Origin of the sequence: Curtobacterium sp. MCLR17_055 (assembly GCF_003234305.1) — a bacterium.
Classification (GTDB): Bacteria; Actinomycetota; Actinomycetes; order Actinomycetales; family Microbacteriaceae; genus Curtobacterium; species Curtobacterium flaccumfaciens.
The window spans coordinates 60,320-72,050 of sequence record NZ_QKSX01000008.1 but is presented as its reverse complement, the minus strand read 5'-3'; the positions used below and the strand labels follow the sequence as shown (position 1 = coordinate 72,050).

The window sequence follows — 11,731 nt, the reverse complement described above, 5'->3', positions numbered from 1 at the left end:
CGCGTCCACGACTCCTGCCGCACGTTGATGAGCAGGAATGGTCGGGTGCGCCGCAGCGACCCGACCATTCCTGCTCACGAAGCGTCAGCCGTGGCGGCGTTCGGTGGAGGACAACAGCTGCTCCACCTCGCCGATCTCCATCGTCTCGGGTGACACGGACTGCAATGGTTCCGCACTCGGGGCGTGCACCGCGTCGACCAGGCGGTGCATCATCGCGACGGCGTCGTCGACGACCTCGGTGCTCTTCGCCTGGACGCCGTGCAGCAGCCAGTGCGCCGTCTCGAGTTCGTGGTGCACGCGTGCACGCTGTGCGAGCTGGCGGTCTCGTCCGCCGCCGTTCGCCTCGTAGGCGCTGAGGACGGTGTCGAAGGCGTCGCGGCGGCCGGCGAGCACCCAGGCGAGGTCCTTCGCCGGGTCACCGAGCCGCAGCTCGCCCCAGTCGAGGATCCCGGTCACCGCGTCGCCGTCCACGAGCAGGGCGCCTGTGCCGAGCGAACCGTGCACGACGGTCGGAGTGAACTGCCAGAGCTGCTGGTCGCGGGCGGCACCCTCCCAGCGTTCGACGAGCGCGGCGGGGACGAGCTTGGTCGCCACGGCGCGGTCCATCACCGAGACGGCGGACCGGAGCACCTCGAACGGCGTGAGCGACGGCAGGCCGGCGTCGGAGACGAAGCTCGTCGGCAGCTGGTGGATCGAGGCGACGGCACGGCCGACGCTGGTGGCGAGGTCGGGACGTTCGACGAGCGACGCGAGGGTCGGGTGGGCCCCGACCAGCCGCGTCGTGACGATGGCGCGCGTCGACCCGATCGGCGCCTGGCCGCGGTACTCGGCGACGCCGAACGGCAGGCGCGTGCGGATGCCGGCGCTCAGCGCGCGGATGGCGACGAGGTCGGCCGACTGCCGCGCCTCGGCGCGCTGGTTCCGGGGGCGGCGGATGACGATCTCGGCGCCGTCGGCGTCGCGGAGGAGCGCCGACTCGTAGTCGCCGGCCGCGGCCGAGCCGAGCGTGCGCGTGCCCGTGACGAGGAGGCCTGGAACGGCCGTCGTCGCCAACGCGGCTAGAGTGAACTGGGATCCCGCCATGCCCCTCAGGGTAGGCGCGTGACGCGTGCACGGCTGCACGCCACGCTGTTCGGCGGCCCGCACGCCCACCGCACGTCTCCTGCACGTCCGCACCCGATCCGAGGAGCTCTCCCGCCGTGACCGTCGAGTTCGCCGCCCGGCTCCCGCTGTCCCGCAACGAACTCGACCGCGACGCCGAGTTCCGCACGACCGACGACGTCGAGCGCGTCCTGCGCGAGGACGAGCACACCCGGTACCTGCCGGTGCGTGGTGCCGAGATGCTCCGGAACGCCGACGGCACCCTGCGCTTCGTGACCGCCACGGAGATCCCGGTCGACACCGTGACCCTGTACCTCGGCCGTGCGGTGTCGGACGCCGCCGATGCCCCGGCGGGTACCCGCTTCGTCGCCGCCCTGATCGACAGCGCGACGGCGTCCGCCATCGAACCCGACGACGACGCCTGGCAGAGCCTCCGGATGTTCGGCACCGAGCTCTCGCCGCGCGACCAGGGCCTGGCGGTCGAAGCCGTGGCGATGGCCAACTGGCACGCCGTGCACGGCTTCTCGCCGCGCACCGGCTCACCCACCGCCGTCGTGAGCGGCGGATGGGTCCGCCGCGACCCCGAGGGACACGACCTCTTCCCGCGCACGGACGCGGCGATCATCGTCGGGGTCGTCGACGCCGACGACCGGATCCTGCTCGGTTCCAACGCCGCGTGGGACGCCGACCGGTACTCGCTGCTGGCCGGGTTCGTCGAGCCGGGGGAGTCGCTCGAGGACGCCGTCCGCCGCGAGGTCTGGGAGGAGTCCGGCGTCCGTGTCGAGGAGCCCGAGTACCTCGGCTCGCAGCCGTGGCCGTTCCCCGCGTCGCTGATGGTGGGCTTCCGCGCCCGCGCAGCCGGCGGTGACCCCACGACCGCCCGACCCGACGGCGTGGAGATCCTGGACGTCCGGTGGTTCTCGCGCGACGAGATCCGCGAGCGCGCCGGCGACACCCTGCTGCTGCCGGGACGCACCTCGATCGCCCGCGCCATCATCGAGGAGTGGTACGGCGGGCCGCTGGACCTGCCGTGAGCGTCACCGGTCCGCGCGGTGCAACGGGTGCCGGGGCAGTCGACCCCCGGCCGCCGTCGCCCGACGAACTGCTCGCCGCGCTCGACGCCGAGCAGCGGACGGTCGCCCGCACCCTGCTCGGTCCGGTCGCGGTGCTCGCCGGCGCCGGGACCGGCAAGACCCGCGCGATCACACACCGGATCGCCTACGGCGTCGCCACCGGGACCTACGCGCCGAACCACGTCCTCGCGCTGACCTTCACGACCCGTGCCGCCGGCGAACTGCGGTCGCGCCTGCGCGCGCTCGGGGCCGGGACGGTCCAGGCACGCACCTTCCACGCCGCGGCGATGGCGCAGCTCAGCTACTTCTGGCCGGACACCGTCGGCGGGCACGCCCCGAAGATCGTCGAGTCCAAGGGGCGGATGATCGCCCACGCCGCGGACACCGTCGGCATGCACGTCGACACCCCGGTGCTCCGCGACCTGGCCGCCGAGGTCGAGTGGCGCAAGGTGCAGATGCTCTCGCTCGACGAGTACGAGGCTGCCGCCGCCGACCGGGTGATGCCGCGCGACACCACGCCGCGTCGGGTCATCGACCTGATGAAGGCGTACGAGCGGCTGAAGGACGACCGGCGGCAGCTGGACTTCGAGGACGTCCTGCTGGCGACCCTCGGCATGGTCGAGTCCGAACCCCGCGTGGCGTCGTACGTGCGGCAGCAGTACCGGTTCTTCGTCGTCGACGAGTACCAGGACGTCTCGCCGGTGCAGCACGACCTGCTGCGGGCCTGGCTGGGTGGCCGGGACGACCTGTGCGTCGTCGGCGACGCCAGTCAGACCATCTACTCGTTCGCCGGCGCCTCGAGCGACTACCTGCTCGGGTTCGGCTCGGAGTTCCCGCGCGGGTCGGTCCTGCGTCTCGAGCGGAACTACCGCTCCACCCGCGAGGTCGTGTCCGCGGCCAACACGCTGATGCGCGGCCAGCCCGGGGCACTCGACCTGGTGGCCCAGAGCCAGGAACCGGGCCCGGAACCGGTCGTGCTGGCCTGCGTCCACGACGGTGACGAGGCACAAACCATCGCCCGGCGCATCGCCGAGCTCGTCGGAGCCGGAGCGTCCTACGGGGACTGCGCCGTGCTCTTCCGCGTCGGAGCGCAGTCCGCTGCGCTCGAGTCCGCGCTCGGCCGGAACGGCATCCCGTACCGCGTGCAGGGCGGGACCCGGTTCTTCAACCGCCCGGAGGTCAAGCTCGCCGTCCACCACATGCGCGGCGAGGCGATCCGGCAGACCGACGACGAGCTGACCCGACGTGTCCGGCTGGTACTGCAGGTCAGCGGCTGGACGGAGACGCCGCCGGAGGGCACCGGCGCAGTCCGCGAGCAGTGGGAAGCGCTGCAGGCGATCATGGGCCTGGCCGAGGACGCCCCCGCCGGCACGACGATGCAGCAGTTCACCCAGGACCTGGTGGACCGTGCGGCGACGCACCACGAGCCCGAGGTCGACGCCGTCACGCTCGCGACGCTGCACTCGTCGAAGGGTCTGGAGTGGCCGCACGTGGTCATCGCCGGCGCGGCCGAGGGGCTGCTGCCGATCTCGCACGCGTCGACCGACACCGAGGTGGACGAGGAACGACGCCTGTTCTACGTCGGGCTGACACGCGCCCGCCGTTCCGTCACGATCACGTGGTCGCAACAGGGCTCCACGCGTGGGGGAGCCCGGGCTCCGAGTCGGTTCCTGGCAGCGCTCGGCACGCGCACCGCGGATGGGGCCGGACCGGCGAACGGCTGACCGACAGGTCGTCGCGCTCGAAGACGAGCTGGTCGGGGTCGGCTCGTTGCGTCCGGAGCGGGAGTCGTTCCAGCAGCATCCGCGTCGTGGCGGCGGCCACCGCCGCCGCCCGCCACGGGGACAGCGGTGTCGGGTGCCGCCCCCACACCTGGGCGGCGATGGCCGGCCAGGCCGGGTCGTCGTCGACGCGTGCGTACTCAGCACACTGGAGGCACGGCCCGGCTCCCGGCACGACGAACGGACCGAGACGGACGCGTCCGTCGCCGACGACGACCGCCAGGTGCGGCACACCCCGGCGGGTCCACGCGGCGCGGAGCGCCGGGTCGACGACGTGGTCGGCCACCACCACGGCCAGGCGTGGTTCGGGCTCGGGCAGCACGATCGGCCCTCCGGCGGGCGCGGTGGTGCGGCTGACCGTCACGCCCTCGCCGGACAGGAACGTCGCCACGGCGTCGGCGAGGACACCGGCGCCGTGCACCTCGATGCGTTCGAGCGGCTCGGGCAGGACCTCGACCACCGCGGGCGACGCGGCACCGAGCACCCCGGCAGCACGTTCCGGGGAACACCCCGACGCGGCCGCGAGCCCGGACAGCACGTCGTGCCCGGTCTCGCGTCGCAGACCGTTGAGGAACCGTTCTTCCCCCGTGGTGGGCACCGCGACGACGGCGCGTGGAGGATCGACCCCGAGCTGGACCGTGGCGGGGTCACGCCAGACGAACTCGAGCGTCGGATCGATGCGGATGCCCATGACCCCACGGTGCCGGAGTGCGCGGCACGCGTGGGGTCACCGGGGGGATCTGTGGAGAACTCAGCGGGGCTGGTCGCCCGTGTCGTTCCCGGGCTCGTCGCCCGCTCCACCCTCGGGGTCGTCGGCCACGCGGCCGGACTCGTCCTCGTGCGGACGCGCACCGGTCGAGTCGTTCAGCAGGTCCTCGAGGGCCTTGTCGAACGCGTCGTCCTCGTCGGTCTGGGACGGGTTCCGCAGCCGTGCGACGAGGGCGTCGGGTGCGTCGACGTCGTCCGAGGTCGGCACCAGGTCGAAGTGCGACCAGAGGGCGTCACGCTCTTCGGCGCCGAGCTCGTCGGTCACCCGCTGCCACATCGCGGCGGCTTCACGCAGACGACGCGGACGCAGCTCGAGGCCGACGAGTGTCGCGAACGCCGACTCGGCCGGGCCGCCGGCCGCACGGCGACGGCGCACCATCTCGGCGATCGCTCCGGCCTTGGGGAGACGGACCGTGGCCGCGGCGGTGACCGTGTCCACCCAGCCCTCCACCAGGGCGAGCATCGTCTCGAGTCGGGCGAGCGCGGCGTCCTGCTCGGCGGTCCGCGGCGGGATGAGGGCACCCGAGGCGAGTGCGTCGCGCAGCTGCTCCTGGTTGGTCGGGTCGATGTCGGCCGCGAGTTCCTCGACGCGGTCGAAGGGGATGTGGATGCCCCGCGCGTAGTCCGTGATGGACGAGATGATGTGCAGGCGGAGCCACCGTGCCGACCGGAAGAGCCGGGCGTGGGCGAGTTCGCGGACCGCGAGGTAGATGCGGACCTCGTCCTCGGAGACGTCGAGGCCCTCGGCGAACTCGGCGACGTTCTGGGGCAGGAGTGCCGCGACCTGCTCGTCGAGGAGCGGTACGCCGACGTCACCGCCGGACACGACCTCCTTCGACAGCTGCCCGACGACCTGGCCGAGCTGGATCGCGAACAGTGCCCCGCCGATGCCGCGCATCGCCTTCGAGACGTCGCCGAGCATCGCCTTGAGCTGCTCGGGAGCACGCTGGTCGATCGCCTCGGTCAGGGCATCGGCGATGCTGAAGGCCACCGGCTCGGCGATCTGCGTCCACACCGGGACGGTCGCCTTGGCCCACTGCTCACGCGTGTAGAGACTCGGGGTCGCGGTCAGCTCGGCGACGGTCGTGACCTCGTCGAGCCACAGCGCGGCGACCTGGAACGCCTGGTCGGCCGCCTGCGAGGTGGCCGGGTCGACGGGGTGGCCGCCGTCCCGAGCGATCGCGCTGGCGCGTTCCGCGGTGGCCGAGAAGTCGATGCCGTCACCGCCGGACTGCGCGGCACGCTGGAGCTGGCTCATCAGGTTCGCCACGGATGCCGGGTCGTTCGGCAGACCGGCGGCACCGGCGAGCTGCGACGGGTCGATCTGCCCCTCGCCCGAGAGTAGCTTGCGCAGCATCTCCTGGAAGTCGTCGTCCGGCCCCGGCTGTGGTTCATCAGGCATGCCGACTACGCTAATCGCTGCTCACGGGGCCGCACCTGGGATGCCCCCGTGGGAACGCCCGAAGCGCTGCGCCCAGGGCGAACAGCCCCGTCGCGAGACGCGGGCGACCACCCTGCCTCCAGGCGCGGGTGCCCACCTCGGAAGGACCCCGCGTGACCCTCTTCGCCCCCGCGCCCCGTCGTCGCTCGCGTGCCCGGACCGTCGGGTGGGCGTTCCTGATCGGCGCGGTCGTGCTGGGACTGCTGGCGAGCCTGCTGCCCAGCCCGTACCTCATCGAGGTCCCCGGGCCGGTCTACAACACGATCGGCACCCAGGAGCAGGGGACGGGCAAGGACGCGAAGGACGTCAAGCTCATCCAGGTGTCCGGCCACGAGACGTACCCGACGGCCGGCGCCCTCGACATGCTCACCGTCGGCATCCAGGGCGACGCCACGAATCGCCCGTCGTGGACCAGCGTGATCCGCGCGATCTTCACCAGGTCGCAGGCGGTGATCCCGGTCGAGGCGATCTACCCGAGCGGCACCACGACCGAGCAGGTGAACGAGCAGGACTCCGCCGACATGCAGGCGTCGCAGCAGTCAGCCGTCGCCGCCGCGCTCATCCAGCAGGGGAACGACCTGCCCACGGAACTCGAGGTCAGCGCCGTGCAGGAGGGCTCAGCGGCCGACGGCACGATCGAGAAGGGCGACGTCATCACGGCGTTCGACGGCAAGTCGCTCACGACCAACGCCGACGCAGTGAGCCTGCGCGAAGCCGTCGCGCAGCACGGCACCTCGAGCCCCGCGACCGTCACCGTCGAACGGGACGGCGCGACGAAGGACGTCCGGGTGACGCCGCGCAGCGAGCAGGGCACGGCGCTGCTCGGGGTCGGCGTCACCGAGCGCTACGAGTTCCCCTTCAAGGTGTCGATCCGCCTGCAGGACGTCGGCGGTCCGTCCGCCGGCATGATGTTCGCGCTCGGGATCATCGACGAGATCACGCCGGGCAAGCTGAACGGCGGCAAGCACGTCGCGGGCACCGGCACGATCACGGCGGCCGGCGAGGTCGGCCCCATCGGCGGGATCCGGCAGAAGCTCTACGGTGCCGCGGACGCGGGCGCCACGGTGTTCCTCGCCCCCGCGGACAACTGCGACGAGGTCGTCGGGCACGTGCCGGACGGGCTCGACGTCTACAGCGTCTCCACGCTCGACCAGGCCGTCACCGACCTGCAGACGATCGCCGACGGCGGGAGCACCGCGAAGCTCGCCCGCTGCGGGTCCTGACCCGGTCCTGAGCCCCCGTACAGGTTCACGCTCGGTCCGGTCCCATAGGATCAGTGTCACTGACGGCCCGCCGCGAGCCGGGCCCGCCGGTCCGACACGTCTGGAGCACATCAAGTGACGACAACCTCGTCCACCTCGGGGCGGCGTTCGCCGCGGGTCCCCATCGTGGTCACGATCATCGTGCTGGCCGCACTGGTGATCGCCTTCTTCATCTTCGCCAGCCTGTACACCGACTACGCGTGGTTCGCGCAGCTCGGGTTCCAGCAGGTCCTCACCACCCGGTGGATCGCCGGGACCCTGATGTTCCTGGCGGGCTTCCTCGGCATGGCGGCCCCGGTCTTCGTGAGCATCGCGCTCGCGTTCCGGTTCCGGCCGGTCTACGCGAAGCTCAACTCGCAGCTCGACCGCTACCAGCAGGTCATCGAGCCGCTGCGGCGCGCCGTGATGATCGGCATCCCCGTGGTCCTCGGCATCTTCGCCGGGCTCTCGACCGCGGGCCGCTGGAGCATGGTCCTCGAGTACTTCAACCGCACGCCGTTCGGCAAGACCGACCCGCAGTTCGGACTGGACATCGGGTTCTACGTGTTCGAGCTGCCGTTCTGGCGCTCGATCGTGGCCTACTCGTCGGCCGTCGTCCTCATCGCCGGTCTCGCCGCACTCGCGGCGAGCTACCTCTACGGAGCGCTCCGCTTCGGTGGTCGTGAGGTCCGGATCTCCCGTGCTGCGCGCATCCAGCTCGCGGTCACGGCGGCGCTCTACATCGCGCTGCAGGCCGTCAGCCTCTGGCTCGACCAGTACGCGGCGCTGACGAAGTCGAACTCGCTCATCACCGGTGCCCAGTACACCGACGTCAATGCGGTCATCCCGGGCCGCGAGATCATGGCGGGCATCGCGGCGATCGTCGCGCTGCTCTTCATCGTCACGGCGGTCATCGGTCGCTGGCGCATCTCGATCGTCGGCACGGGCCTGCTGCTCGTCGCCGCGATCGTCGTCGGCGGCATCTACCCGTGGGTCGTCCAGCGTCTGCAGGTGAAGCCCTCGGAGCGCACCTTCGAGTCCGCCTACATCGAGCGGAACATCAAGGCCACGCGAGACGCCTACGGTGTCGCCGGTGTCGAGGAACAGAACTACGACGCCACGACCGAGACGAGCTCGGGTGCGCTCGCGAAGGACGCGCAGACCACGGCCAACATCCGTCTCATCGACCCGAAGATCGTCTCCGACACGTTCAGCCAGCTGCAGCAGTACCGGCAGTACTACCAGTTCCCGAAGGAGCTGGACGTCGACCGCTACGACGTCAAGGGCGAGACCGAGGACACCGTCATCGCGGTCCGCGACATCGACCTCGCCGGGCTCAGCTCGGCCGCGAACACGCAGTACAACCGGGCATTCGTCTACACCCACGGCTACGGCGTCACCGCGGCCTACGGCAACCAGCGCGCGAGCGACGGCAAGCCGGTGTTCCTGGAGTCCGGCATCCCGTCGAACGGTGCACTGGGCGACTTCCAGCAGCGCGTGTACTTCGGTGAGACCTCGCCGCCCTACTCGATCGTGGGTGCGCCGAAGGGCACGAAGGACGTGGAGCTCGACTACCCGTCCGGGTCCGACGACGACAACGGCGGCAACGCGACCACCACCTACGCCGGCGACGGCGGTCCGAGCCTCGGCAACTTCTTCAACCGGCTCGTCTACGCCGCGAAGTTCCAGTCGGAGCAGATCCTGCTCTCGAACGCGGTGAACAAGGACTCGCAGATCCTCTACGACCGCGACCCGATCACCCGCGTGCAGAAGGCGGCGCCGTACCTGACCGTCGACAGCGACGCCTACCCGGCGATCGTCGACCACCGCATCCAGTGGGTGGTGGACGGATACACCACGAGCGACGCGTACCCGTACTCGCAGAGCCAGAGCCTGTCGGACAGCATCGCCGGCGCCGAGTCCTCGACGTACCGCACCGACCAGGTGAACTACATCCGGAACTCGGTGAAGGCGACCGTCGACGCCTACACGGGCAAGGTGACGCTGTACACGTGGGACACGAAGGACCCGGTCCTCAAGACGTGGCAGAAGATCTTCCCGACGTCGATGAAGCCGGTGTCGAGCATGAGCGCCGAGCTCCTCGACCACGTGCGGTACCCGACGGACCTGTTCAAGGTGCAGCGCTCGATCCTCGGTACGTACCACGTGACCAACGCCAACTCGTTCTACTCGGGCGACGACGCGTGGAACACCCCGCAGGAACCGACCAGCACGGCGACGTCGGACAGTGACGCCGACACCGCGGCGACGTCGACGAACGCGCTCGGCGCGCAGACGACGACGACCGCCAACAGGGCGAACCTGCAGGACCCGTACTACCTGACGATGAAGGTGCCGGGGCAGGGGACGGCGTACTCGCTGTACACGACCTACATCCCGCAGCAGTCGGCCGGGGCGAACAACCGCAACGTGCTGACCGGCTACCTGGCGGTGAACTCCGACGCGGGTGGTGCCGGCAAGGGCGAGAAGGCGTCGGGCTACGGCAAACTCACGCTGTTGACGATGCCGAAGACCGACAACATCCCGGGCCCCGGACAGGTGCAGAGCCTCTTCAACGGTGACTCGACCGTGTCGCAGGAGCTCAACATCCTGAAGCGGGGCAACTCGACCGTGAAGCAGGGCAACCTGCTCACGCTCCCGGTCGGCGGTGGGTTCCTCTACGTACAGCCCGTCTACGTCCAGTCGACCTCGAGTGGTTCGTACCCGCTGCTGCAGAAGGTCCTCGTGGCCTTCGGCGACAAGATCGCGTTCGAGGACACCCTCGACGAGGCGCTGAACTCGCTGTTCGGCGGCGACTCCGGTGCCGCGGCGGGCGACTCCGGCGCGAGCGGCAGCGGTTCCGGTAGCGGTTCCGGTTCCGACAGCGGTTCCGGTTCCGACAGCGGATCCGGCTCCGACACGGGGTCCGGCTCCGGCACGGGGTCCTCGGGCTCCGGCTCGACCGGCTCCACGGGTTCCGGCTCGACCGACAACGACGCCCTGCAGGAAGCCCTGGCTGACGCCAAGGCAGCCCTGCAGGACCGCCAGGAGGCCTACGCCGACAACGACCTGGTCGCCGCGGCGGAAGCCGACCAGCGCCTCCAGGACGCGATCGAGGCCGCCACGGCAGCCGAGAACGGCAACTGACACACCGTGGCGGGGCACTCGATTTGTGTCCCGCCACGGCCCCGTGTAGGCTTCTAAACGTGCCGCGGGGTGGAGCAGTTCGGTAGCTCGCTGGGCTCATAACCCAGAGGTCGTAGGTTCAAATCCTGCCCCCGCAACCAAGCGTCACATGAAGGCCCCGGTCCAACAGGACCGGGGCCTTCTTCGTGTCCCCGCCGCGAGACGCCCGCCGCGAGACGCCCGGCGCAGGACGCCCGGCGCAGGACGCCCGGCGCAGGACGCCCGGCGCAGGACGCCCAGCCGCAGGCCCGCCCGCCGCAGACCCCCGGGTACGCTCGCCCCATGGCCACCCTCACGATCGCGGCGGCGCAGTTCGCCCCCGTGGACGACCCCGTCACCAACCTCGACACCGTGCGCACCGCCGCCGTCGACGCGGCGGCCCGTGGCGCCGATCTCCTCATCACGCCGGAGTACACCTCGTACTTCACCGCCGACATCGACGATCGGTTCGTCGCGGCCGCGCAGTCCCTGGACGGTCCGTTCGTCTCCGGCCTCCGCGACATCGCCCGCGACACGGGCATCGCCCTGGTCGTCGGGGTCGCCGAGTCGGCAGACACGCCGGAGCGTTTCCGGAACACCCTGGTCGCGGTGCTCCCGTCGGGCGACCTGGCGGCGACGTACCGGAAGGTCCACCTCTACGACGCCTTCGGCTCGCGGGAGTCGGACCGCATCGAGTCCGGCGACCCGGAGCAGCTGCCGGTCTTCGAGCTCGGCGGAGTCCGCGTCGGGCTCGAGACCTGTTACGACCTGCGCTTCCCCGAGGTCACGCGACGGCTCGCCGCTCCCGAGACCGGAGCGGCCGACGTCGTCGTCCTCCCGGCGGAGTGGGTGCGCGGCCCCGGCAAGGAGCACCACTGGCACACGCTCCTCACCGCCCGCGCGATCGAGAACACCGTCTGGGTCGTCGGGGTCGGGCAGACGCCGCCGATCGGGATCGGCGGCTCGGTCGTCCTCGACCCGTCGGGCGTCGCGGTCGTTTCGGCCGGCGCTTCGCCGACCACGCTCACCGCCACGATCGACACCACCGTCACCGACGCCGTCCGACGGGTGAACCCGTCGCTGTCGCTGCGGCGCTACGACGTCGCACTGCGCACCCTGCCTGGAGGCCCGGGGCAGCCCTGACGCGTCGGTCGCGTCCCC

General features: G+C 71.3%; 8 protein-coding genes and 1 tRNA gene. 6 read left to right on the top strand and 3 right to left on the bottom strand.

The annotated features are described in order from the left end of the window. Positions 1-84: 84 nt before the first annotated feature. Positions 85-1,083 carry a phosphotransferase gene (locus tag DEJ09_RS08715; RefSeq protein WP_111022632.1) on the bottom strand — a complete coding sequence of 333 codons (999 nt, stop codon included), beginning with the start codon at positions 1,081-1,083 and terminating at the stop codon, positions 85-87. A gap of 116 nt (positions 1,084-1,199) precedes the next feature. On the opposite strand from DEJ09_RS08715, the gene nudC reads away from it, so the two are divergent. Together nudC and DEJ09_RS08705 are read left to right on the top strand one after the other, a co-directional pair. Beyond that, complete coding sequence (nudC, locus tag DEJ09_RS08710; protein WP_111088206.1) at positions 1,200-2,135, top strand: NAD(+) diphosphatase; 936 nt, start codon at positions 1,200-1,202, stop codon at positions 2,133-2,135. After that, positions 2,132-3,898, top strand: coding sequence for an ATP-dependent helicase (locus DEJ09_RS08705; protein WP_181433314.1), 1,767 nt, complete (start codon positions 2,132-2,134; stop codon positions 3,896-3,898). Before nudC ends, DEJ09_RS08705 begins: the two co-directional genes overlap by 4 nt. Here DEJ09_RS08705 and DEJ09_RS08700 read toward each other — a convergent pair. Beyond that, entirely contained in the window at positions 3,789-4,646 is an 858-nt protein-coding gene (locus DEJ09_RS08700) for a TOMM precursor leader peptide-binding protein (RefSeq protein WP_111046326.1), read from the bottom strand. The two genes, DEJ09_RS08705 and DEJ09_RS08700, sit on opposite strands and share 110 nt — an antisense overlap. Before the next feature lie 60 nt (positions 4,647-4,706). Further along, the gene (locus DEJ09_RS08695) at positions 4,707-6,125 is read right to left on the bottom strand and encodes a zinc-dependent metalloprotease (protein WP_111029541.1); all 1,419 of its coding nucleotides are present in this window, start codon (positions 6,123-6,125) and stop codon (positions 4,707-4,709) included. A gap of 152 nt (positions 6,126-6,277) precedes the next feature. On the opposite strand from DEJ09_RS08695, the gene DEJ09_RS08690 reads away from it, so the two are divergent. The 4 genes from DEJ09_RS08690 to DEJ09_RS08675 all read left to right on the top strand — a co-directional run bounded on the left by DEJ09_RS08690 (position 6,278) and on the right by DEJ09_RS08675 (position 11,713). After that, a complete protein-coding gene (locus DEJ09_RS08690) occupies positions 6,278-7,387 on the top strand; it encodes a PDZ domain-containing protein (protein WP_111029540.1) in 1,110 nt (369 codons plus the stop codon). A gap of 165 nt (positions 7,388-7,552) precedes the next feature. After that, positions 7,553-10,552: a UPF0182 family protein gene (locus DEJ09_RS08685; RefSeq protein WP_181433313.1), complete on the top strand. Its 3,000-nt coding sequence runs from the start codon at positions 7,553-7,555 to the stop codon at positions 10,550-10,552. Positions 10,553-10,615: 63 nt separating this feature from the next. Beyond that, positions 10,616-10,692: transfer RNA gene (locus tag DEJ09_RS08680), tRNA-Met, on the top strand. A 181-nt stretch (positions 10,693-10,873) separates the two neighbouring features. Then, positions 10,874-11,713: a carbon-nitrogen hydrolase family protein gene (locus DEJ09_RS08675; protein ID WP_111088205.1), complete on the top strand. Its 840-nt coding sequence runs from the start codon at positions 10,874-10,876 to the stop codon at positions 11,711-11,713. Positions 11,714-11,731 lie beyond the last annotated feature (18 nt).

Bases quoted from the DNA above. Each gene is read 5' to 3' on its own strand.
- DEJ09_RS08715 (WP_111022632.1), bottom strand. From the start codon at position 1,083: ATGGCGGGATCCCAGTTCACTCTAGCCGCGTTGGCGACGACGGCCGTT.
- DEJ09_RS08700 (WP_111046326.1), bottom strand. From the start codon at position 4,646: ATGGGCATCCGCATCGATCCGACGCTCGAGTTCGTCTGGCGTGACCCC.
- DEJ09_RS08695 (WP_111029541.1), bottom strand. From the start codon at position 6,125: ATGCCTGATGAACCACAGCCGGGGCCGGACGACGACTTCCAGGAGATG.
- DEJ09_RS08675 (WP_111088205.1), top strand. From the start codon at position 10,874: ATGGCCACCCTCACGATCGCGGCGGCGCAGTTCGCCCCCGTGGACGAC.